The sequence below is a fragment of the Arsenicibacter rosenii genome, assembly GCF_001870735.1.
Taxonomy (GTDB): Bacteria; Bacteroidota; Bacteroidia; order Cytophagales; family Spirosomataceae; genus Arsenicibacter; species Arsenicibacter rosenii.
Map to the genome: position 1 here is coordinate 79,973 of NZ_MORL01000015.1, position 22,512 is coordinate 102,484.

The 22,512-nt window shown below is 49.4% G+C and carries 15 protein-coding genes; 8 read left to right on the forward strand and 7 right to left on the reverse strand.

Annotated features, from left to right (window positions below):
• The first annotated feature begins 84 nt into the window (after positions 1-84).
• From BLX24_RS21515 to BLX24_RS21525, 3 genes are all read left to right on the forward strand, one after another.
• The gene (locus tag BLX24_RS21515) at positions 85-2,286 is read left to right on the forward strand and encodes a T9SS type A sorting domain-containing protein (protein ID WP_071505264.1); all 2,202 of its coding nucleotides are present in this window, start codon (positions 85-87) and stop codon (positions 2,284-2,286) included.
• A gap of 119 nt (positions 2,287-2,405) precedes the next feature.
• On the forward strand, positions 2,406-2,786 hold the full coding sequence (locus tag BLX24_RS21520) for a hypothetical protein (protein WP_071505302.1): 381 nt from the start codon (positions 2,406-2,408) through the stop codon (positions 2,784-2,786).
• A gap of 148 nt (positions 2,787-2,934) precedes the next feature.
• Entirely contained in the window at positions 2,935-4,245 is a 1,311-nt protein-coding gene (locus BLX24_RS21525; protein ID WP_071505265.1) for a type IX secretion system plug protein, read from the forward strand.
• Between the two features lie 60 nt (positions 4,246-4,305).
• On the opposite strand, the gene ychF is transcribed toward BLX24_RS21525, so the two are convergent.
• Together ychF and BLX24_RS21535 are read right to left on the reverse strand one after the other, a co-directional pair.
• Complete coding sequence (ychF, locus tag BLX24_RS21530; RefSeq protein ID WP_071505266.1) at positions 4,306-5,409, reverse strand: redox-regulated ATPase YchF; 1,104 nt, start codon at positions 5,407-5,409, stop codon at positions 4,306-4,308.
• A gap of 282 nt (positions 5,410-5,691) precedes the next feature.
• Positions 5,692-6,012, reverse strand: a complete 321-nt coding sequence (locus BLX24_RS21535; protein ID WP_071505267.1) for a DUF3276 family protein — start codon at positions 6,010-6,012, stop codon at positions 5,692-5,694.
• 272 nt (positions 6,013-6,284) lie between these two features.
• On the opposite strand from BLX24_RS21535, the gene BLX24_RS21540 reads away from it, so the two are divergent.
• On the forward strand, positions 6,285-6,731 hold the full coding sequence (locus BLX24_RS21540) for a septal ring lytic transglycosylase RlpA family protein (protein WP_071505268.1): 447 nt from the start codon (positions 6,285-6,287) through the stop codon (positions 6,729-6,731).
• Between the two features lie 151 nt (positions 6,732-6,882).
• Here BLX24_RS21540 and BLX24_RS21545 read toward each other — a convergent pair whose 3' ends face one another.
• The 3 genes from BLX24_RS21545 to BLX24_RS21555 form a co-directional block, all read right to left on the reverse strand.
• Complete coding sequence (locus BLX24_RS21545; protein WP_071505269.1) at positions 6,883-12,384, reverse strand: alpha-2-macroglobulin family protein; 5,502 nt, start codon at positions 12,382-12,384, stop codon at positions 6,883-6,885.
• A gap of 167 nt (positions 12,385-12,551) precedes the next feature.
• Positions 12,552-13,295, reverse strand: a complete 744-nt coding sequence (locus tag BLX24_RS21550; protein ID WP_071505270.1) for an LCIB family protein — start codon at positions 13,293-13,295, stop codon at positions 12,552-12,554.
• A gap of 23 nt (positions 13,296-13,318) precedes the next feature.
• Positions 13,319-14,326 carry a bestrophin family protein gene (locus BLX24_RS21555; RefSeq protein ID WP_071505271.1) on the reverse strand — a complete coding sequence of 336 codons (1,008 nt, stop codon included), beginning with the start codon at positions 14,324-14,326 and terminating at the stop codon, positions 13,319-13,321.
• Positions 14,327-14,419: 93 nt separating this feature from the next.
• Here BLX24_RS21555 and BLX24_RS21560 point away from each other — a divergent pair, with 93 nt between their 5' ends.
• The 4 genes from BLX24_RS21560 to BLX24_RS21575 all read left to right on the forward strand — a co-directional run bounded on the left by BLX24_RS21560 (position 14,420) and on the right by BLX24_RS21575 (position 18,591).
• Positions 14,420-14,854, forward strand: a complete 435-nt coding sequence (locus tag BLX24_RS21560) for a very short patch repair endonuclease (RefSeq protein WP_071505272.1) — start codon at positions 14,420-14,422, stop codon at positions 14,852-14,854.
• A gap of 40 nt (positions 14,855-14,894) precedes the next feature.
• A complete protein-coding gene (gene dcm, locus BLX24_RS21565; RefSeq protein ID WP_083422103.1) occupies positions 14,895-15,965 on the forward strand; it encodes a DNA (cytosine-5-)-methyltransferase in 1,071 nt (356 codons plus the stop codon).
• 188 nt (positions 15,966-16,153) lie between these two features.
• Positions 16,154-17,101, forward strand: coding sequence for a hypothetical protein (locus tag BLX24_RS21570; protein WP_071505273.1), 948 nt, complete (start codon positions 16,154-16,156; stop codon positions 17,099-17,101).
• A gap of 275 nt (positions 17,102-17,376) precedes the next feature.
• Positions 17,377-18,591, forward strand: coding sequence for a site-specific integrase (locus BLX24_RS21575; RefSeq protein ID WP_071505274.1), 1,215 nt, complete (start codon positions 17,377-17,379; stop codon positions 18,589-18,591).
• A 50-nt stretch (positions 18,592-18,641) separates the two neighbouring features.
• Here BLX24_RS21575 and BLX24_RS21580 read toward each other — a convergent pair whose 3' ends face one another.
• Positions 18,642-19,286, reverse strand: coding sequence for a DUF4391 domain-containing protein (locus BLX24_RS21580; RefSeq protein ID WP_083422104.1), 645 nt, complete (start codon positions 19,284-19,286; stop codon positions 18,642-18,644).
• Positions 19,283-22,507 (reverse strand): helicase-related protein, encoded by a 3,225-nt coding sequence (locus BLX24_RS21585; RefSeq protein ID WP_071505276.1) that lies wholly within the window; start codon positions 22,505-22,507, stop codon positions 19,283-19,285. Before BLX24_RS21585 ends, BLX24_RS21580 begins: the two co-directional genes overlap by 4 nt.
• Positions 22,508-22,512 lie beyond the last annotated feature (5 nt).

The following is a 22,512-nucleotide window of genomic DNA, read 5'->3' on the forward strand; positions in this document are numbered from 1 at the left end:
TAATGTACAGGTTTGGCGCATGGTCATTTACCCGCGCAGCTACAGACAGGTACACCCGCTCTGCCCATAGATGCCCAAAAATACATGAAAAACTATATTGCAGCCCTGCTGGTTGCTTTTCCGTTGCTTAACTACGCACAATCGCTCTCTTTCCGGTATGATCTGAAACCTGCGCTGACAGTAAATGGCCGGACCTTACCCAATCCATGGGTAGGTGGCATGAACGCCTGCCAGTTTTCGACCATGAAACTCAACAATGATACGTTCGACGATCTGGTGGTGTATGACCGCAGTAACCGGAAAATCAGCACGTTTCTATGGACCGATAAGGGCTGGCAATATGATCCGTCGTACGAAACCGCCTTTCCGGCCATCCAGAACTGGATGCTGCTGGTTGATTATGACGGCGACGGCAAAAAAGATCTTTTTGCCCAAAGCACATTTGGCATTCAGGTATTACGCAATACGTCGGTGGGTGGCAAGGTAAGCTGGCAGGTGGCCGCCAACCCGCTGATTACAGAGGGCTTAGGTGGCCGCCAGAACCTGTACGTAGCCTCGTCAGACATTCCGGCCATCGTTGACCTCGACGACGACGGCGACATCGACATTCTGACCTTCGATGCTTCGGGCAACCTGCTTACGCTACAGCAAAACCTCAGCCGCGAACAACAGGGCGTTTCGGGTCTGACCTTCAAACGGATCGGCAGTTGCTGGGGTGGTTTTCAGAAAGAATACTGCAATGATTTTGTGTTTGGCGTTGATTGCAGTCTCGGCGGTCGCATAGCCGTTACCGGCGCTGCACGCCCGGCCACGCCCGCCCATACCGGCAACACCATTACGCTGTTCGATACCAACGGCGACGGCACCAAAGACCTGCTGGCGGGCTTTGTCAGCTGCCAGAATATTGCCCTCGTCAAAAATGGAGGCCCGAATACGGCCGAAGCCAAATTCACGTCCTTCGAGGCTAACTTCCCGGCCAAAGATCCGATCAACTTCCAGAACTTTCCGGCGGTTTTCTGGGAAGATGTCGACGGCGACGGCAAAAAAGATTTACTGGCCACCCCAAACGTACTCAGCAATGAAGGCAATCTGATCAACTTTCAGTCGTCGAACTGGTTTTATCGCAATGTCGGCACCAACCAAAAACCTGACTTTCAGTTAGTACAGAAAGATTTCCTGCAAAAGGATATGCTGGACCTCGGCGAACGGGCAGCTCCGGCCCTGGCCGATCTGGACGGTGACGGCGACCTTGACCTGCTGGTTGGTAACGGCGGTATGCTGACTAACCAGGGTTTTCGTGGAAGCCTGTTTTATTTCGAAAACAAAGGCACGGCCCAGGAAGCTTACTTTGATCTGGTTTCCAGTGATTATCTCGGGTTGGGAAGTTCCACTGTTCTGACCGACCTGATGCCGCGCTTTGCTGACCTGGATGGCAACGGGGGGCTAGATCTGATTGTGTTCAGCAACTCCGCACGCGGTATTGAAATCCGTACCTTTTTTAACCAATCAGGTGCCAGAGCGGCTGCTAAATATACGCTGGCCAGCGTCAGACTGATTCCAACACCTAACCTGCTGGGGCCGGGCGACATTCCGGCGTTTGCCGACGTTGACAAGGACGGATTGCCCGATATGCTCGTTGGCCGATCTATCGGCAACATTGCCTACTACCGTAATACCGGCACGGCCTCAAGCCCTGCTTTCCAGCTCCAGACCGAAGAGTATGGCGGCTCAAAGGTTAACACGCTTGCCGGCGGCCCGTCACTGGCTATTGTTGATCTCAACGGCGATCAGCGGCCGGAACTTGTTTCGGGGGATCAATGGGGAAAGATGAAGCTATATCGTTTTCCGGATCAGCCCAATCAGTCGTTGGTGCTGCTGGATACACTGGCCGCCCTGGGAACACCTGGTCATGACCTGATGCTGGCCACCGGCGATCTGGATGGCGATCAGCTCCCCGACCTGATGATCGGGACAGCAGGCGGCGGGCTCCGGTACCTGAAAAATACGTCCGAAAAAGTAGTCATTACCGGTACAGACAACGGTGAGCCTGTGCTGCCATGGGCCTATCCCAACCCGACCGAGCGCTACGTCACGATCCGCCCACCCCGCGACGGGATCGCCGAAGTTATTTCGCTCAGCGGGCAGCAACTGATGCAGGGACTGTCTGTCAGAGCCCATAACGAAACCCTACTGGACCTCGGCGCTCTGGGCGATGGCACGTATCTTATCCGGCTCTTATCCGACGGAAAACCGCCGCTGATTCAGAAGGTTGTGGTCTGGAAATAAACCTTGCCCAGTAGTTTCCGGTTCTGTATGAACAAGCCTGCGTCTGACGGTGTCTGATCAGCAACCCATTGCCGGATATAGCTCGTCAAATGCAGTTCGTAAAATCACTTCAGAACGTTATGGAAAATACCAACAACGCCGACCAACAACCCGTTGACCAGCAGACCGGCGGACCGCTCGAAGGCCTTTCGCCACGCAACAACGCCAGCCAGGAAAACCTGGCCAAAGACGCAGCCGGTGATCCGGAAGAGAGCGCCATCTACGCCGGCCTCGGCCTGAACAGCGACAGTACCGATGAATGGAATCCGGCCTCGGAAGAGGCGACCGACTCCGTTTTGTATACCGATACGGCAACCGCTCAGCATGCGTTTGACAATGTCTCGAACGATGTCGATTATGACAAGCTTCCGACCAATGAAGCCCTGAGCGAAGAGGAAATCGACCGGCTCAACGACGAAACGGATACAACCGATAAAGGCGATCCTTACCTGGCCTACTAAGTTTGTTTCTGCATCCGGCCAATTACCTATATTTTTGTCTGACTGACGAAAGAAGAACTCAGGATCGTTTTCTGTTAACCTTCCGTGAGTTCTTCTTTTTTTTGAGACCCCAGAAGGTCATATTCAGCAGCACATAACCACTTTTTGTATGCCCAACGCCTTCCACCGTATCTGGATTGCTCTTTCGTGGTTGTTAACCATGCAGGCAACCGCGCAGACAATTCCGACAACAGACCAGATCCTTGACCCCAAAATCCATACGGTTTTGCTGTACCCGCTGATTGGCTCCACCCCCGACAGCCCCGGTAAAACCTTGAACCCACCCATAGTGCTGACCAGCGAAGACGCCATGAACGGGCAGCAGCTGCAACTCGAATTTGACGATCTGACGGGCAGTTACCGGATGTTCCGGGCAAAGTTTATTCACTGCAACGCCGACTGGCAGAAATCAGCCCTGAACGACATTGAATTTACGTATGAATACAACGATTATCCGATCAGCGAATACCAGACTTCCCTGAATACCAAAGTCTTATATTATCATTATCGGTTTACTGTTCCACGTGTAAAGTTACCGGGCAACTACATTCTGGTTGTTTTTGATGAGCGGAACCCGCGTAAAATTCTCTTTACACGCCGGTTTATGACGTATGCCAACAAAGTGAACGTAACGGCCGGTATCCGTTTCTCAACCAGTCCGCAGCGGCAGTTTCAGGACCAGCAGATTGATATGAGCATCGACTACCGCAATTATCAGGTAGTATCACCACAGGACGATTTCAAGGTTGTTATCCGTCAGAATTACCGCGACGATAAGGTCATTACGGGGCTGAAGCCCAACAACGTCCGCGTGTTTGAGCAGCAGATTGATTATAATCTGTTTGACCTCAGCAATACCATACCGGGCGGTAATGAGTTCCGTTTTTTTGACACCCGTACGGTACTTTCCCGCGGTAACTATGTCGACCGCGTACAGTACCAGCCCGACCGCACGATTGCGTTTATCTCGCCGGATCAGCCACGTATACAGGGCGCCTATATTCAGGCCGACGACTTCAACGGGCTGTTCGTAATCGATCACCGCGAATCCGGCAATCCGGGAGTCAGTGCTGATTACATTGAAACCGTTTTTACGCTTAATATCAACGAATTGCCCGATGGCGAGCCGTATGTCAACGGCGCGTTCAATTTCTGGCAACTGACCGACGCCAACCGCATGACCTATGATCCGGCGATTCGTTCGTACCGGGCATCCATCTGGCTGAAACAAGGTGTTTATAACTATGATTACGTTGTCAAACGCAACAGTCCACGACCTACGGCTGATGAGCTTCTGATTGAAGGTAGCTATTCGGGCACCGAAAACGATTACGAAGTTCTGGTCTATCACCGCCCGCCCGCTGCCCGCGCCGATCAGCTGATTGCCTACAAGCGGCTCGGCGTGAATAAGCGGAAATAGATGCCCATAAAAAAGGCGGACATCAAATGTCCGCCTTTTTTTATGAATGAGTTAATCCGTCTACACGTTAAACCGGAAGTGCATGATATCGCCGTCCTGAACGACATATTCCTTGCCTTCAACTGACATTTTACCGGCGTCCTTGATAGCGGCTTCAGATTTATACTGTACGTAGTCCGGCAGTTTAATTACCTCAGCCCGAATAAAGCCCCGCTCAAAGTCGGTATGAATAACACCGGCTGCCTGAGGTGCTTTCCAGCCGCGCTGAATCGTCCAGGCGCGTACTTCCTTTACGCCGGCGGTGAAGTAGGTAATCAGGTTCAACAGGCTATACGACGCCTTAATCAGCTGGCTAAGGCCCGATTCGGTCAAACCATATTCTTCCAGGAACATCTGCTGTTCTTCCGGCTCCGACATTTCCGAAATCTGCGACTCGATATTGGCGCAAATCACCAGTACGTCAGCACCTTCGGCTTTTACAGCTTCCCGCAGTTGATCCGAATATTTATTCCCGTTTGGCAGAGAACCTTCGTCTACGTTAGCCACATAAATAACCGGCTTGATTGTCAGGAGGTGCAGATCACCGACAGCCGCCCGTTTTTCTTCTTCCGTTGCGTCGACCAGACGGGCGTTTTTACCATCTTCCAGCGCATTTTTATACCGCAGTAAAACCTCCAGTTCCGCCTTTGCTTTGGCATCGCCGCTTACACGGGCTGCTTTTTCAATCCGTTGCAGTTTTTTATCAACCGACTCAAGATCTTTCAGCTGCAATTCGGTGTCAATGATGTCTTTGTCAAAAATCGGATTGACACGACCTTCCACGTGCACGATATTGTCGTCTTCGAAGCACCGGATCACGTGTACGATGGCATCAACCTCGCGGATATTGGCCAGGAATTTATTACCCAGACCCTGTCCCTGGCTCGCGCCTTTAACCAGACCGGCGATATCGACAAACTCAATGATTGTCGGTACTACTTTCTGAGGTTTAACCAGTGTTTCCAGCGTATCCAGCCGCTCATCCGGCACGGTTACGACCCCTACGTTCGGGTCTATGGTACAGAACGGATAGTTTGCGGCCTCAGCCTTACCGCTCGAGATTGCATTAAACAGTGTTGACTTACCCACGTTTGGCAAGCCCACAATTCCACATTGAAGTCCCATATGATTTGTGAATGAGCGATTGAGTGATTGAGTGACTGTTTCCGGCTTGCCACTCACTTATCGTAAGGCTGCCGCTCAATCATTCAATCGCTCATTCACTCATTAAAATTTCCGCAAAAGTACAACAAAAAAGCCTGCGACGATGAGTCCAGGCTAAGGGTAGTAATGATTTACAGGCGACAACGGTCAATTATTGCTTACGATCTGCATTTCAGTGGAAAGAAATAATCTAATACGTAAGAAAAATCGTAAAACAACCGCCGGTTTATCGTCCGACACAGGTTAATCCCACTTCAGATCGCTGTTGAAGTCGTCAAATTCTTCCCGCTGGTTAAACTGAGAGAAGTCAACATCGGGCATGAGTTCATTTTTTATGTGATCTACGGTTCCCCGCAGCGCCTCGATAAATTTATCGAAGTCCTCCTTATAAATGAACATTTTATGCTTCTCGTAGGTAAACCCATCGCCCTGCGGGTGGCGGCGACTTTCAGTAATAGTCAGGTAATAATCATTCGCACGGGTCGACTTAACGTCAAAGAAATATGTTCGTTTCCCGGCCCGTACCCGCTTAGAGTAGATTTTTTCCTTCTCTCGTTCTTCCACAATTACAGTGAGGTTTAGAGTTGCTCTAAACGCCAAATTAAGTGCAATAGTATCAGGAACAAAAGAATATTATTAAATAAATTTTAAGATCAGTATACAGACTCTTTAGCAGGCGGCAGATTTTTGAGTGGACGGCTGACAGACAGACATTTGGGCCTTAACGTTTTTTTTCGTAACTTTGTTTTGTGGAAGTTGCACTTTTTAGGGAGAGGGGTATGTGTCAGCGATAGAGACATACCCCTCTTTGCTTGTTAAACTTAACCGTACGCTGTATGAGCATAATCATGTCACTGATGCTGCTGTTTAGCACCATCAAACCGACGGAGGCTCAATCGGGCCTCATACAGAAGGGTAAGGCGTCGTTTTACTCTAAAAAGTTCCATGGCCGCAGAACCGCAGGAGGAGAAAAGGTGAATAGTCTGGCTTTTGAAGCCGCTCACCGGAACCTGCCGTTCAACACGATGGTCGAGGTTAAAAATCTTGACAATCAACGCTCTGTCATTGTTCGTATTAACGACAGAGGGCCATTCTCTAAAGGCCGCATAATTGATATGACTTATGCAGCTGCTAAAGCGTTAGGCATCGTTCAGAAAGGTGTTGCTAACGTACAACTTCGGGTTGTCGGCGAAAATGGGGTCGTTGCACTGGCAGCCCCCGCCACGGTTCCCGCCACCGAAACTCAGTTCCTTTCATCAGCTGAGTCAGTGAACCGCAATTGATTGGCGTGCAGGTTTATCCTGCTTTTATCAGTCGGGCTTACAAGGAGATATCGTACCTTCCCCCGACTTTCGTATCGAACCGTTCGGATGCCGCTGCCTAAACGTAAACGGGCAACTTCCCAGGCTGACATCCGAACGGTTCTTTTTTGTACTATTCTACGATTACACTGCCACTACCCGAATAACTGCGATAGGCTGCATTGTACATCGCATCGGCCGAAACAGGGCCCAAAACAAACTTACCTTTCGAAACAGCCCGTACCATATAATAGAAGTCCTGCTGCTTACCGGTTGCGTCGGTATAGAAATTTATCCGGTCATCGCGCACATCAAAATAATCAGGAACTGCTGGTTTCTGCAGCCAGTCCATATCACGCGGTTCGGTAATCCGGGGATTCTCAATTTCAAACCCGGCCGGCAGCAAATCGGTTATCACTACATTCTTTACCGGCAAGCCATCAGTACTGTTTACTGTAATTTTTACGACGATCAGATCATTTTGCCGGAAACGGCTCAGTGGCTGACCATCGCGGCTCAGGAACGTACGGCGCACCTGCAACCCATTGTCTTCGTCGGCAATACCGCCCGTTGCCGGCACACCCTCACTCTGCCAGAAATAATATACATTGCCTGTTCCTTTAGCTGTAAGTACCAGCGGTTGCCCTACCCGTTTCAGGAATAAATCAGCGCCGGTGAAGTTGCCTGCCACCTGTTTACCAGACATAATGGTTGCGGTTGCGGTACTATTAGCGTTCTGGCGGGCCAGCTTACCCAAGGCCAGAAACGCATAGGCGGCCTCCTGCGTATTCAGATCGCCAGCCTGCCGCAACGCACCGGACAGCTGCCGCGCCAGCGCCGGAATCTGGATGTTATCCGGATCCGCATCGACCAGCGTTTGCAGGACCAATGCCAGATTACGCAGCGGGGAGGCATAGCTGCCGCCGGTTTCACGCTCGGTGCTGTTGCCAATAAACCGCTTTGGCAACAGAGCATTGTAGCTCCGCACATCACCGGTCCGGAAAAACGCAGCGGCCAACACATACCGGCTGTCGGTCGTCAGCGTATTGACATTCTGCTTGTAATAATTCATAGCCGCGCGGTTGGGTTTACCAGCATTGGCCAGCACATACAGGCTGTAAATATTCGTCCGGCCCGCAACCTGACGGACGGTCCGCGTACCGCTTTCGTCGTATGACACCATGTCTTCCATCGCCGGCGTACTGCTTTTAGCCGTCAGGAAATCAATGGCTTTGCTCAGTACGGCACTCCGCACCTCATAACCGGCCTGACCGGCTTCTGTCAGGAAATGCACGGCATAAGCCGACGCCCAGTCTTCTGACTGAGTCTGGCCTGGCCACATGGCAAAACCACCGTTGTACACCTGCCGGGCTTCAATTTTCTGAATTGCCTGCCGCACATTGGTAGCCGGATTCAGGTCTGACTCGCCACCGCTCCGGACAAAATATACGCCGTTGGCACCCATGGTCCTCGTCAGGTCAGCAAAGTAAATCTGCGGGAAAGCTTTTGAAATCGTCTGTTCCAGGCAACCATGCGGATAGCCCAGCAAATAAGCCAGCTCGCGGCCGTACTGCATCACCGGCGACCGGCTCACCGTCAGGGTAGTACGGCTGGTGCCGGGCAAAAAGTTATTCGTGGCCTGACCGATAGCGAGGCTTTTGCCACCCGCAACCATACCGGCCTGCGTGATTTTCTGAAGCGATGCCGCCGGACGAACCGTAACGTCTGTTTTTTCGCTGAACACTTCATTGCCAAAACCAGACACAGCGACTGAAATAGCCCCGGCTCCCGTGGCCTGCTGCGCCCGGACGCGGAATACCGCCCTTACCTCCCGGCCCGCCGGAATCGTCAGCTTCTGAACGGCCCGCACGCTACTATCGCTTACGACCATCAATGGGCCGCTTACGCCTAGCTTTGCCTGTACAACGGCCGGCTTATTGGTGGTATTACTCAGGTTTACGGGCAGTTGCAGCTCGTCTCCGGGACTCAGGAAACGGGGCACGCCGCTACTGATCACTATCGGATCGGCCACTTTCATGTTATGGGTAGCCGAGCCAAAAGCACCCTCCTTGTAGGCCACGGCCATTACCCGTAAATCCCCCGAAAACTGTGGAATGTCAACGGTAAATTCAGCCTCTCCGTCAAAGCCTGTTTCCAGAATACCGCTCCAGAGCGCCACCAGCCGGACCCGTCCGTTGCTGAGCGGATTCACCCGCCGTTCGAGGTCGTAGCCGTCACCGCCCGAGCTTGAGCGGGAAGCAAGCGATAGTTCAGGGAAGAGCAGGGCATACAAATCATGGCTACCGACTTCGAGCGCCCGCTTCTGGTAGAAAAAGCCGTGTGGATCGGGGGTTTTAAAGTTTTTCAGCTGCAAAATCCCTTCATCAACGACCGCAACCGTCACCTGCGAATTAGCCTTTGTTTTAATACGGATCGTCTGCTTTGTTTTAGAACGGGAGCTTGTCGCCGCAACGACCTCAACCGGCAGTTTTGTATCGCCGTCCTGCACCAACACCGGCGCAAAACCGTGCGCCACCGTCAGCGGCAGGTTGGTTTCATCCATTGGCCGGATCAGGGTAGCCGTTATGTAGACATTCGGCAAATGCCCCTCTCCGACGGAGAAACTCCATTCGGCCGACTTGTTTTCGGTGGTCAGCCAATGTTGTTCAAATACTTTATTCCGCTCAACCGTCACTAACAGCTTACCGTTGAAGGGTGCTTTGAACAAGACGTTGGCTTTATCTCCGGTTTCATACACCGGCTTATCAAACTCCATCAACACCTGCCCCTCCTGGCTGACCTCGAACGATGACGCCACCGTACTCCCATAACCGTAGGCGTAAAAACTCGTGGCGGTGTAACCCATGGCTCCCTGACGACGCACACGGACCTCATATTCTCCCGATACCGTAGGCACATACGAGAAATCAGCCTTGCCGCCTTTCATGGTCACCGTATTTGAGTACACCTGCTTTTCCCGCCGTTTGGTAATGTATTTCAACTGCGCGTTTTCGCCTTCACCATTCTTCTCGATCACGGTCTGGTATTCGTAGCGGACAATGTCTACCGCCGCTACCGCGCCGGGCCGCAGCTGTCCATCTTTATTTACACCCACCAACCCAATGGCCAGCGGCGCGTTGGTGGTCACGTAATGGTCCGCCAGCCGGATGCCGTAGAAGATATCCTGCGTCAGCACATCAAGTTTCCGGAGCCGGTTTACCGGCCTCCCGTTTTCGTCGAATACCGTCACAAATAGTTTGGCTTCCAGCAGGCCCATATCCTGATAGGTTGCGGGAAGCTGAAAACGCTCAGTTGCCTGGCCATTGGCATTGGTCCGCGCCTGACGCAGGTCTTTCTCAAATTTGTAGGGTTGACCCGCTTCGCCGCTCCGGCTACCGCCATCGGGTATATCGAAGGTGTATTCGCCGTAGCCTTTCGGGGCAAAGACCTTGCGTTTCAACTGTAATTCCATTTCATAGGCACGGTCGGCGGCCGGTGGCCCGAACAGGTTCATGGCCGTAGCCGATGCGGTAATGGTCTGGCCCGTGCGGTACACCGTCCGGTCAGTGGCAACATCTACCTTGATGCGGTCGGGAATAAATTCCTCCACACTGATCGATTGCGAGGTCAGCAGCACGTTGTTGGCATTCAGTACCTCAAATGTATAGGTTCCGGTAACGGCAGCGGGGTCGAGTGCAATATCCGTGGCGACAGCACCGGCCTCGTTAGTGGTTTTCCGGAGCGTAGTGTACTCACGGCCATTGGGCAGCAGCAGCTTAACCGTCAGCGGTACCTGTCCGACAGATTGCCAGGTTTCGGTCCGGACAATGGTATTGACATGAATCGTTTCACCGGGGCGGTAAATATCGCGGTCGCCATACACAAATGCCTCAAATCCCGATGCATTATCTCGTTTCCCTTCTACATCAAACCGCGATGTTTCCACCTGCGTATCGGGCAAATAAAGAAAATTAAAGTCGTCGGCAGTGCGGGCGGTTACCATACCAACCTGAAAACCGGGCGCTTTTTCGGTAACCTTATCGAAGCGGGCAAATCCTTCACCGTCTGTTTTCAGGGAAACCATTGTCTGGTTATTGGCGCTCACAAGGGTGATCTCCACGTCTTTCAAGGGCTCAGCCGTACGGATGGAGTTGGCCCATACCAGTACCTCGTCTTTCGTCTGGCGGGTAATCAGGCCAAGATCAGACACCGACACCAGCTGGGTTGCCTGCAAATAGGCCTCGTCTTTCGAACTTACCGATACCAGATAAACCCCGCGCAAGGGCTGTTGTCCGTTGCCAACCACCTGATCCGGAACGGCCACGTTCAGGGCGGAGAGCCCACGGACTTTCGGCAGGTCCTGCGTATCGACCGTTTTGTCTACCAGCACATTGCCATACTGATCCTGTTCATCCTGATTGTAGTTATAGGCCCCGGATGGCATCCACTCACCACTCCCGTTTTCGGCATATTCTTCGTAACGGCCGTTTTTCAGAAACTGGATAATGTTGTTTTCGTAGACCCTGGCAATCTTAACCTGCACGTTGGGCACGTTGACCACCGTCAGGCCAATGTTACGCGCGCCTTTCGACGAGAGATACAAGGCCTTTTTGCTGGCAAACTGAATGCTGGCGGGCATTTTACCGAAAAACAGATCACGGTTAACCGGCTGGTCCAGCTTTGTATTCAGGACCCCGCGAATCTGGTCAGTCAGCGTCAGGACATAGGTATCGGTTTCGTTGAAATCGCCATGGATCAGGAATCCGTTTTCGGTTAACTCCACCGTTGTTTCGACCTGCGGCTGAATGCTGTAGTACTGGCTCAGGTTGCCGGGCTGTAATTCCTGGGTGGTAATTACCCGCACGGTACCCCGATTATTTTCATAACCGGTCTCTACATCGACCACGTCTACTTTATACCGCGACGGCAACGCTGCATTTGCTTCAATCGGTTCCTGGCTCTGATAGGCCGTGTTGGGTACTTTAATCCCTTTATCGATCCTGATTGCCAGCGGTACCTCTTGTTTAGAGGCAGGTGCTTCAGGCAGCAGCAGACTAACCTGCGCCTGATTGTCGGTTGACGTAATCTGAGTTGTCTGTGCCCCTTCCTCCGTTGCAATACGGAGCTTCGAGGATACCTCGGCCGACGAAACCGGATAATTAAAGTTCAGCTTTGTGCGGGCCACCGGCTGGCCCGTTTCCCGCGAACGGGTCCACCAGGTTTCGGTACCGGCGAGTTGCAGGTAAGGGGTATGAAACGCCATTTCATCGGCAGACACGCCAAGGTCTTTATCGGCAGCATGGGCCAGTACCTCATTGGTCAGTTCGGCGCGGTAGTCGGTGGCAGGGTCAAACGCGGTTGAGGGCGAAAACACCAGTTCGCTCGGCGAGGTCCATTTAAACTTACCCCGAACAGCCGGTTTGAAGCGAATATATTGGGTCGAATCCCACTCGTTGAGATGACCTTCCGGTCCGATGTTTTTGTTAAAGGAAAACGTCAGGTTCTGGGTTCGCTGGATTTCGTCGTCGAAATTACGGCCAATCACAGCAACCGAATTCAGGTTCGCCAACCGCGAACAATCAGCTAATAAAAAGGAAAAAAGGAGCAGGCAACAACCGGCAAGGAAGGGTTTCATGACAGAAGCGTGATCTACGCGTTTAAAACGCAGAAAGATGGAGAAACGCATCGTGCTTGTCAAGTTTCAGCCCGGAAGAAAGAAAAGGACTTATTATTCGGAGTGCGTATTGCCGCCAGTCTAAGCATTTCCCGGAAGTTTTCAGACTGGCGGCAATACGTTTTCCCTCAGTTGAAGCGCTCCACTAATTGTTGCCGCTCCCGGCTAGCCAGATCAATGACATCAAACCGCTTGATCGACGTATACGAGCCCATATCGCTGTCACTATTAATTAGAATGGCGCCAATCAGGATAACATACCGGCAATTGTATGTTGTTTTACTGACCAGTTCATTGATACGCTCGTCAATGGCCTCGTAAATCACGTCTGTTGCTTCGTACAACGGTGTCGGCGCGCTTAGAATCCGGTCTTTCTGACGCAGCAGAATCTGTTCGAGGGTATTCATCTGATAGTCCAGATCGGTCACATGCCCCGGTACAATCTGCCCGCTGGCAAGTTTAGCCAGCGCTCCTTTTGCCGCCCCGCAGCAACCACTGTTTTTACTTTGCCCGATGCGGTGAATTTCGCCGATGGTCCCGTTTTTTGTAATGCCTATATGCGGGCCATAGTAAATCAGTACCGCGCCGCAGTCGGGCACATGGCTGGCAAAAGCGCCCATCCCCGTCAGGCCGGTAAATGGAAACCCATCGAGCCCGCCCATTTTAAAAGGGCCCAGAAACTCGCTGGCCCTTGCCGGATACTGAATACTGTTGACATCATCGCTGCAAACACTATCGGCCAGCATCACCTGCCCCGGCTCCAGCTCAAGTTCTTCTTCGACAAAATCGATCAGGCGGTTCACACTGTCGATAGTAGTCATTGCATTCGGGTACCACTGGTGAATGATCGCCAGTTTCTCTTTTTTCAGCATAGGATTACTGTATAGAGGTGAGTTTATAAAACAATATTATTTTTTGGCTGGAGTGCCGGCGGCAGATCGGTTTCGCCCAGCATTTCGCGGAGATCAATTTCGATGGTGCGGCTGATCTGAGAAATCGGCACATCGTTAGGGCCACCCTCAAACGGGTTTTCGGTACTTTCGCCTACCTGTTCGAGTGAGGTGTAGACCCACGAAATAAGCGCGCTGAACGGAATGACCAGCCATACCATGTAGCCCTGCAGCGGGCCGGTAATCTGGTTGTTCAGTTTTTCAAAATCGCTGAGCATCCCGAACGGCAGCATCAGGCAAAAAAGCCGTACAAAAAAGGTATTGATTGTGGCCAGCTGACGGGGATAGGGAAAATTTTTGATGCGTTCGCTACGCCCCTGCTGGTCATAAAAGGCCGCAATCATGCGCTGCATTTCCACAAACTGATAGCTGTCGATTAACTGTTCATCGAACAGCTGGCGGGTCGTTTTACTTTGTAGGCTCATGAGCTGCGCGGCCCGGTTTTTCGTCTGTAGGACATAGGCTGTTTCGTCGGCCGATAAATATGCTTTCAAGGCCTCTTCCAGCGGCGTTTCCTTTTCCGGCACTACGTAAAACTGAGCGTACTCCAGATTGTGGGCCTTCGTGGTATTCTCCCACGCTTTAGGCTCCCGCATTTGGTAACGCAGGGCCGTCAGCCAGGCAAAATGCCGGTAAACCAGCGTTTGGGTATGGCCGGGGTGGCCGACAAAATCACGGCTCATCGTCCCCCACGCACGGCTGTTGTTCAGAATAGCGCCCCAGATCTGACGCGCCTCCCACGTACGGTTATAGGTCTGTGTGTTTTTAAAACCAATCAGAAACGCCGTTGCCGTACCGAGCAAGGCTACCACCGTCCAGGGAATAGCCAGCCATGTGAGTCCAATTACATGGTACAGCACCACCGGAATGGTACTGATGAAGAGCAGTCTGTAAATATTTCGCCGGGTCCAGACAACAAACTCCGGAAATGTATACGATTTACCAACATGCATACAGGTGAACTGGTTTTAGTGAATAGTTGCGTCTTTGGTTGAGACGTAGCGGCCGCTCAAAAGTTATGTAAACGCCTATGATTTCTATCTGCCATGACAGACGTACACACCCCGCAGCAACGGAGCTACAACATGTCCCGAATAAAAGGGAAAGATACAAAACCAGAGATGATTGTCCGGAAATATCTGCATGCCAGAGGGTTCCGCTACCGGCTTCACAACAAAGACCTGCCCGGCAAGCCCGACATTGTCTTACCCAGATACAGAACCGTTATATTTGTACACGGCTGTTTCTGGCACGGGCACGAAGGGTGCCGGTACTTTATTCTCCCCAAAACGAAAACAGACTGGTGGGAAGCCAAAATAAGCGGCAATAAAGAACGGGACAACCGTAACCTGGCCGCACTACGCGCGTCAGGATGGAAGGTAATTATTGTGTACGAATGCGAGCTCAAGCCTAAAGTGCGGGAAGAAGGCCTCAGCAGGCTGGAAGACGCGATCCGGCAGCAAGCACCGCCATCGCTTTAATGCCTTTCCGAACATAAGCAGGCAAAAGCAGACTTAACCAATGCTGGCAGAGAATACAACACGTACGAGTATCCCGAACGATGGCGGAAGCAACCCGGCCGCGTTTACATTCATTGACCTGTTTGCCGGTATCGGCGGTTTTCACATTGCCATGTCGTCGGTTGGCGGGCACTGTGTATTTGCGTCGGAATGGGATAAGTTTGCCCGAATGACCTACGAGGCCAATTACCGGCCACACAACCCCGGATTATTTGACAGCAACCGGTTTAACTGGGACATCAACCAGGCAGCACCGGACGACATTCCGGATTTTGACGTTATGTGCGCCGGTTTTCCCTGTCAGCCGTTTTCGCATGCAGGACTGAAAAAAGGGTTTGAAGATACACGGGGAACCCTTTTTTTCCGGCTGGCCGAGATTGTGAAGCATAAAACGGATACCGGCAAAAAACCAAAGGTACTGTTTCTGGAAAATGTAAAAGGACTGAAATCACACGATAAAGGCAATACGCTGCGGCGGATTCAGGAAATTCTGGAAGACGACCTTGGCTACAACCAGAAGACGGTAGTGCTTAACTCCAAATATTTCGGAGTGCCGCAAAACCGTGAGCGACTCTTTATTGTGGCCGTCGACAACAGCACCGGCCTGACCTTCCAGTTTCCGTTTGGCCTGACCAAAGAAGGGTTTCCGATCTACGAACCCGCTGATCTGGAACTGGCCAAACCAACGCGCGTCGGTAACATTCTTGACCCGAATCCGCCGGAAAAATATACCATTTCCGACCGGCTTTATCAGGGTCACCTGCGCCGTCGTCAGGAACATGCCGTTAAAGGCAACGGATTTGGGTTTTCACTCTTCAAGCCCGATGCACCCTATACCAGCACCATTTCGGCACGCTATTACAAAGATGGCAGCGAAATTCTGATTGACCAGGGCGAGCACAAAAACCCGCGCAAACTTACCCCCGACGAAGCACGGAAGTTGCAGGGCTACCCCGACGGCTTCATTATTCCGGTGACAGATGTACAAGCCTACAAACAATTCGGCAACAGCGTTTCGGTACCGGTTATCAAAGCCATTGCCAACGAAATAAAGCAGCAGATTCTACAGTAATTCAAGATTTTGTCATGCTCCCCTTTTTTGTCATGCTGACGCAGGAAGCATCTTAATCCTACATACGCATCATTGCCCCCTCTTCGGGTCGCTCTGGTTTAGAGCGACCCTTTTATTTTCAGGGCGACCGTGACAGACGATGAATATCGGCGTATTAAGATTAACCATCAAGCCTTTACCTCTCCCGTATGCACCTGTTTAATCTGCTTTCCGATGCCCTGCGCATGAACATCATTCACGACAATGCATACAAAACCCGTATGAACGGCTTTGCGTCTGAGTCCTTTTTCAGCCGCTACCTGAGCGACAGGCAAATTACCAGTTATCAGGGCGGTTATCTGGTGCCTGTCCGGAAAAAATCGTCTGCGCTGGACAATTTTGTTTATTTTACCTGCATCAGCAACACAGAGGAGCCAGCCGATTACCAACCGATCTATCAGGCGCTTCTGCCCCTTAGACCCGTCTGCCAGTTTCTGATTGTTTACGAAAACGAGAGATTCGCTGATGATGCCGTTGTGGATGTCGCAGGACGGCACTTTCCGTTACCTGTCTGGCAAGTGTATCGTTTTCGGGACGGGGCATTTGTCGCGGAGCCAACCGGTATAGATGCCTTATTAAATCTGTTCACCGATACTAACCAGCCTGCGGTTTATCACCCGGTCAGCGAGCAACTGGTTGAGGTTGCCCGGCACCACCTGGCGTTTCTATCTGCCGCAGAACTGTTTGCGCGCTACGTAGACCGGTTCATTTTTGACGTGTTGATCGGCAGGCAGAAAACCAAAGGTGTACCGACCGATATTGATGTCATTGTCAGACAGCCCGGCACGGAGCAGCTTGTACTGATCGAAGTGAAGGAGAAGGATTTAGCTAAAACCATTTCCGGTTTCGGGCTCGACGAGCACCGGATGCGGGCGATGAAGCAGATCTCGGACCGTACCGGCCTTCGATACTCGTTGGTAGTTCGGCACATTCGTAATCAGCACGACCGGGCATTTATTGGCTGGAAACGTATTGAAATCAATGCGTTCCTGCAACACCGGAGCCGTACGCCCATTGAAGGCGGCAAAGGCATGCGTTCTATGTACTCATACAATCCGACTTATATCTGTCCGGTGGGGTATTTTAAAGAGATTTAGGGGTGGGGTACGGCGGATGGTGCAGGCATTTTTGGGGAAGCCACTTAAGCAAAAGCCGCTGAATTCAGCGGCTTTTGCTTAAGTGGCTTCCGAAGCTGGGCTCGAACCAGCGACCCCTCTGATTAATAGTCAGCGGATTATTGGTTTGATGTGGTTTAATATAATTTATAAATGCCTCATTATTAGTAATTTATAAGTCATATAATTTTAATTCAAACCGTATAAACACTGATTTCTTGTGCAAATCTTGTGCAAATTTTTTGTATCTTTAATTCATGAACACCAATGTCGTGATTTCCTTAGATACACGCCGTGCCAAAAAAGATGGTACTTATCCGGTCATTATGCGGCTGGGCCATAATGCGCAAACAACCTCTATCCCCATTGGAATAAGCGTTGCAGCAGCAGATTGGGATGAGAAAAAACGGGCTATTAAAAAAAGCTACAAGGGTGTCACTTCCGTTACCCGACTAAACAATCAGATTGAGAAGGAGAAGACCGACGCAATGGACATTATCCTCAAACTCCATGAATTGGGCACACTTCAAATCTTATCGATCACTTCCTTAAAAGACCGGATTACACAGAAGGAAGCCAAGGATTCTTTTTTGCAGTTCGCCAGTCAATGTGTGGATGAACTAGTTAAAGCGCATCGGGTTGGTACGGCCAGATCGTATAAAGGCTTGATTAGCGTTTTGAAAGAATACCGCAAGGGTAAGGATTTATTGTTCAAGGAGATCACCTACGATTTCCTTGCCAGATTCGAGACCAATCATAAAAGCAAAGGCAATGGCGCGAATGGCTTGGCCGTCTATATGCGGACAATCAGGGCCATCTACAACAAGGCCATTAAGTCTGGGGTAGCCGACAAAGAACTGTATCCGTTCGATGATTACAAAATCAAGACTGCTCCCACCGAAAAACGGGCTTTAGATGGAGAGTTTCTCAAAAAGATTATTCAATTAGACATTCCGGTTACCCACCTGTGCTTTAATACGCGGAATTATTTCATTGCTAGCTATATGATGTACGGGATGAACTTTGCGGATATGGCTTACCTGGAAAAAAGCTCTGTGGAAAACGGGCGCGTGAGGTATCGCCGGAGAAAAACGGGCAAGCTCTACGATATTAAGATTACCCCGCAGCTTGAAAGCATATTGGTTCACTATATGCAACAAACTCCCGATTCCAAGTTCGTCTTTCCGATCCTGAAACGGGACTCGCCAACCCTGCGTGAAAAGGACATACAATGGGCCAGAAAACGGTACAATAAAAAGCTAAAGCTACTGGCCTCGCTATGCGGGATTGATTCAAACCTGACAAGCTATGTGAGCCGTCACTCATTTGCCACCCAGGCAATGCTACATGATATTCCGCTCACGGCTATCAGTACGATGCTTGGCCATTCCAGTGTAAAAACTACAGAAATCTATCTAAAAGGGCTGCCAGTCAATGTCCTGGATGACTACAATGAAAAAATTTTAGGATAAACTCGAATGTCTGAAGCACAAAGGCCAATGTAGGAATGGGATAGTCCTGACTACCTCGAAATAGTGTTGAGCCTATCTTTCTGCTTCTGTAATTCAATATTCAGCTCTACTTTTCTATTGAACTGCTTACATTTTGCGATTTGAGACTCTAACTTCGTGATAGTGCTTTGTACTTCTTTCCTGTTTCGCTCAATTGTTACCAAATCTTTCAAAGTGGGTTCTGTTGATCCACTTATTTGCTGGCAAATATCCAAATAAACCAGATCTAAGTTTTTTCGTAAATTCAGGGAAAATGGATGACTATCAATACTTATCCAGGCACTGTTAAACATCCAGTCAATCACAGCACTATCTGCATTCAGAGGATTAGGATGCTTCTGGCAGGCGGATATCAATAATTCATGTCCATAGGTGGCACAGCAAATCAAGTGATAAGGAATTGCTTTATTAATGACTTCAAGGACAGCTTCAATCCCTTCTTTCTTTCTCAGTTCGAGGCTGAAAATCTGTATTTCCTGAATTTCATCTCCTGTTAAATTAATTGTATCGAAACTGAGCTTGTTTATCCACCGCATTCGCTCAATCACATCAACAAATAACTTTTTTTGTTGCGACGTAGCTTGGGTATCAAAAGCATTTTTGGGAATGCTCCTGCCGATCATAGTTCTTGAAGGAAGGTTAAATACATCCATCATTTTACGACAATAAAACTTACAAGGGTGAAGTCTTCAATTCCCTTGGGCATTCCTATTGTTGCGGTGCCACCTGCTTTAAATAGGCTGAGTACTTCTTTCTCATCTCCGGTTTTTAGAATGGAACGGATACTTTTTTGCAATAACTGGGAATAATCGTGCATATCACGGAAATCCCGTGTTTCAAGATTAAGCTGCTGGCAAAGTTCCTTCAACGGTTCAGTTTTGCCCTTGCAAAGTAGCCGTAGCATATCCAATGATTTCTTCGCTTCTAAATAGCCATGTAATACATTCTCATTTTCCTGAATGTACACCACGTAATACGGGGCTAACCGGTTCAGTTTATCCTTGTCTACAGAATCACTTATGTTCTTTAAAACAAAAATTACCCCGCGTTGATCAGCATCACTTGCTCGCGTAACGGCATGCAATCCCAAGGGAATAGAATCCGGATTTGGATATATTTTAACGAAATTAGCCAGATCCACCCTAAAATCATTTAATCCAAGATCAGTTATACTGACTCCTTCACGGAGATCTTCCAGGTCAACAACTTCTTCTTGCAGCCTTTTCAGTTGGATTTTTCTGTATTCCAGATCTTTCTCATCGGCATTGAGTATATTGTCATCGCCTGTGCTTGCCAGGTTACTGATGGCCATTTTATTCTCTACGCGCTGCTTGAGATTAATATAGGCATCCAGTGTGACGTCCGGCCAGAAATTAACCATGGTGATGGTGTCGTTCACTGAGCCAATCCTATCAATACGACCAAACCGCTGAATGATACGAACGGGGTTCCAATGAATATCGTAATTAATCAGGTAATCACAATCTTGTAAGTTCTGCCCTTCCGAAATGCAATCTGTTGCAATCAGAATATCGATTTCTTCCTGAATATCAGGATAAATGATTGCTTTCCCTTTAGATCGTGGTGAAAAGCAAGTTAATAGCGTATTCAGATCAGATGGAACAGTCTTGGATGAACAAGCTCGTTTTGATCCCGTAATTAGAGCGGTATTCAGACCATGCTCATTCCTAAAATAATCTTTCAGCTCTGAATAAAGATAATTTGCTGTGTCTGCAAAAGCGGTAAATACGATCACTTTTTTGTTCCCGGCATTAACCGGGTTTTGGATCTTATCTACAATAATTTCTCTAAGCTTACCCAGTTTCAGATCATCTTTCCCTCTCAGTAATTCAATTTCTTTCAAGAGTTCATTGATCACCAAGAGATCAGCAGTAAGGTCTTCCTGCCATCTTACTTTATCCATATCAGCGATATGAACTTTGACCTTACTCCCAAAAACATTTTCCTCTTCTCCCCAGTCCGGTTCCCAATCAAACTCTTCAGATGTAGGGTCAGCCTGAAGGCCGGAATACGTGTTAGCATCACCTCGCGTGATCGCGCTTAGTCCTTCTTCAATTAAGCCTCGAATATTCTGAAGAGTCAGAGCAAAAGAATCTACAGAACTTTCTATTCGCTTTAAAAGATTGATGCGCATCAGAAGCTGTAAGCTCTTTTCACGGTCCCTTTGCTTGAAGGTTCCCGACTTTACGCGCTTATCATATTTCTCCGCATAAAACGGAATTTTGCTTGGCAGAATGTAATTTAAGGGCGAATAAATCGAAAGGTTCAGAAACTCTAACCAATCGGCGATATGTTTGTAATTTAACTCCGTTCCTTCTTTTAATGGGCTGTAAATCGAGATTGGTTTATTCCGTTGAGGGAATTTCCCGATTGCTGTCGTGTCGTAATAATTGGTGATATGTTTACGGGAGCGGGCAATCGTAAGGCTATCTAATATTTGGAAAAAATCAAAATCCAGCGCTTCCAATAGCCGGTCTGAGGTTCTTTCTTCGGTAGATAGTTTGGACCAACTATTGAAGGCCTGTTGCGCCCTCCGGAAAACCAGTTCGATTCCAAGATCTGTATCTAGTTTTTCATCAATTTGCCCTGCGGCACCTTCGTAGGCCAGGGCAAGCTGATTACGCAAATCATTAAAGCGGTTATTGACAGGAGTGGCCGAGAGCATCAATACTTTCGTTTCAATACCTTCCTGAACGATCTTCCGAAGTAATTTCTGATAGCGGTTTTCTTTCCCTACGACTGTGTTGTTGTTACGAAAATTGTGTGATTCATCAATGACGACTAAGCCGTAGTTCCCCCAGTTAACACTTTCGAGGCTCCTCCCATTGCTAATTCCTTTGTCTCGTGAAAGGTCTGTATGAAACAAAACGTCGTATCGAAAACGATCTTTCCCTAAGATGTTGTTCTTATCGTTGTGTCGGTAGGTGTTCCAGTTGGCCTCAAGCTTTTTAGGGCATAATACCAGAACATCTTTATTTCGCTTCTCGTAGTATTTGATAATTCCCAGAGCTGTAAAGGTCTTTCCCAAACCCACACTGTCGGCGATGATACAGCCGTTGTACTTTTCAAGCTTGTTAATACCGCCAATAACAGCATCCTGCTGAAAATTGAACAGCTTATTCCAGATGACAGTCTCTTTAAAACCGATGCTGTCATTCGGTAGGTTATCCAGTGACAAGTCACTGAGGAAGTCGTGGAAAATATTGTAGAGCGTTACAAAATAGACAAATTCCGGGCTGTTTTCCTGGTAGGCTCCCGCCAGATAACGGAGCACGCTTTCCGTTACTACATCCGTATTTTCGTCGTTATTCCATATCTCGTCAAACCACTCCAAATAGCCCTCAGCCATTGGATAGTTAACTTTTGTTATCATTGAGCGATGGCCTTTGCGAGAAGTAAAACCCAGATCGGGCGATGTAAATCCAGCAAATCCAGAATAGGATGCACTATCCTCAGGCCCATTATCAACATGAATCAGGCTATTCAATGGCGAATTGCCAAGGGCGTTTGTTTTAAACACAGCCTTGTCCTTCACCCACTGGGCGCACTCCCTTGAGATGGCTCTCTGAGTCATCTCGTTTTTTAAACGAAGCTCAAATTCACCGCCACACAAATCAGCTTCTTTCCAGATGTTCGGAATATAAAATTCCCGCAGCTTTGGTTTGGACTTCTCCTCCAGGAAAGTCGGAGTTGTAAAAATAAACCGAAGCTCTTCAATGCTCTTCAGTTCTTTCCTTAATGCTTCAAACGCATAGATTGAAAAGGCAGAAGCGGCTATACTGAGCTTACTACCCTTTCTGAACTCCAGCTTCAAATCATCTCCCAGACGATTATCAATGTTATTGAAGATTTTCATCCAAG

Coding starts and splice junctions, on each gene's coding strand:
- BLX24_RS21515 (WP_071505264.1), top strand. CDS start 85: ATGAAAAACTATATTGCAGCCCTGCTGGTTGCTTTTCCGTTGCTTAAC.
- BLX24_RS21520 (WP_071505302.1), top strand. CDS start 2,406: ATGGAAAATACCAACAACGCCGACCAACAACCCGTTGACCAGCAGACC.
- BLX24_RS21525 (WP_071505265.1), top strand. CDS start 2,935: ATGCCCAACGCCTTCCACCGTATCTGGATTGCTCTTTCGTGGTTGTTA.
- ychF (WP_071505266.1), bottom strand. CDS start 5,409: ATGGGACTTCAATGTGGAATTGTGGGCTTGCCAAACGTGGGTAAGTCA.
- BLX24_RS21540 (WP_071505268.1), top strand. CDS start 6,285: ATGAGCATAATCATGTCACTGATGCTGCTGTTTAGCACCATCAAACCG.
- BLX24_RS21545 (WP_071505269.1), bottom strand. CDS start 12,384: ATGAAACCCTTCCTTGCCGGTTGTTGCCTGCTCCTTTTTTCCTTTTTA.
- BLX24_RS21550 (WP_071505270.1), bottom strand. CDS start 13,295: ATGCTGAAAAAAGAGAAACTGGCGATCATTCACCAGTGGTACCCGAAT.
- BLX24_RS21555 (WP_071505271.1), bottom strand. CDS start 14,326: ATGCATGTTGGTAAATCGTATACATTTCCGGAGTTTGTTGTCTGGACC.
- BLX24_RS21560 (WP_071505272.1), top strand. CDS start 14,420: ATGACAGACGTACACACCCCGCAGCAACGGAGCTACAACATGTCCCGA.
- dcm (WP_083422103.1), top strand. CDS start 14,895: ATGCTGGCAGAGAATACAACACGTACGAGTATCCCGAACGATGGCGGA.
- BLX24_RS21570 (WP_071505273.1), top strand. CDS start 16,154: ATGCACCTGTTTAATCTGCTTTCCGATGCCCTGCGCATGAACATCATT.
- BLX24_RS21575 (WP_071505274.1), top strand. CDS start 17,377: ATGAACACCAATGTCGTGATTTCCTTAGATACACGCCGTGCCAAAAAA.
- BLX24_RS21580 (WP_083422104.1), bottom strand. CDS start 19,286: ATGATGGATGTATTTAACCTTCCTTCAAGAACTATGATCGGCAGGAGC.
- BLX24_RS21585 (WP_071505276.1), bottom strand. CDS start 22,507: ATGAAAATCTTCAATAACATTGATAATCGTCTGGGAGATGATTTGAAG.